Source organism: Mesorhizobium sp. M7A.F.Ca.US.014.04.1.1, from assembly GCF_003998745.1.
GTDB lineage: Bacteria > Pseudomonadota > Alphaproteobacteria > Rhizobiales > Rhizobiaceae > Mesorhizobium > Mesorhizobium ciceri.
This window is the reverse complement of sequence record NZ_RZRW01001160.1, coordinates 1-949: the sequence shown is the minus strand read 5'-3', so window position 1 is coordinate 949 and position 949 is coordinate 1. Positions and strand designations below refer to the sequence as shown.

At 62.8% G+C, this 949-nt stretch carries 1 pseudogene; it reads left to right on the top strand.

From position 1 onward, the window contains the following. Positions 1 to 331: 331 nt before the first annotated feature. A pseudogene (gene dnaE2, locus EOA22_RS35290) lies at positions 332 to 853 on the top strand (error-prone DNA polymerase); the annotation flags it as partial. Positions 854 to 949 lie beyond the last annotated feature (96 nt).

The following is a 949-nucleotide window of genomic DNA, read 5'->3' as shown; positions in this document are numbered from 1 at the left end:
TTGGTAACCTCCAGCGGCAGGGTTTGTAACCCTCATTGAGCGAGTGGCGCCCGCACTCGCCGGGGGTGACATTGATATTGTCTCCGCGAGGTGGTCTGGGACGATCGTCAAATAGCCTACACGTTCGCGATGTAGCATTTGCCCACAAGATTCTCAGGAATTGCCCCGCGTCGACGCCAGGTTGCTAGCTATGAGTGAGTGGCTGACCACAGTTGAGTTTTCTGCGCTGGTCGGCATTGGGCGGCAAGTCGCTCACCGCGCTCTTCGTCGGCGTCGCTGGCGAAAAAATTCGCTCGAAGTGCGGAAGGTCAATGGTCGGCGCGGCGGGAATGGCTATACGCCCGAACTTGCCGCCACCACCTTCAAGCAGCCCGAGGGCTTTGGCAGCTATGGTTTCCCCGAGAGCCATGCCGCCAGCTTCGCGCTCATCGCCTATGCCTCGAGTTGGATGAAATGCCACCACCCCGACGTCTTCTGCGCCGCGCTGCTCAATTCGCAACCGATGGGCTTTTACCTTCCCGCCCAGATCGTGCGCGATGCGCAGGCGCATGGGGTCGACGTCCGCCCTGTCTGCGTCAATGCGAGCCGCTGGGACTGCACGCTGGAGGCGATCGACGAGGAGGGACGCTTCGCCGTTCGCCTTGGTCTGCGGCTGGTCAAGGGACTGGCCAATGCCGACGCGGCCGCGATCATAACGGCCAGGACCGACGATCCCTTCGCCTCGATCGACGATCTTTGGCAGCGCGCCGGCGTGCCGGCGGCCTCACTCGTGCAACTGGCCGAGGCCGATGCGTTCCGGCCAGACCTAGGCTTGGCGCGGCGCGAAGCCTTGTGGGCGCTTAAGGGAGTACGTAAGCGCCGTGAAAAGACGGCTCAGCTGGAGCGCGACGAAGGGCGGCAACGGCGCTATTTCGACAGCCAACCCCCATTTTCCCGTACACGTCATGTG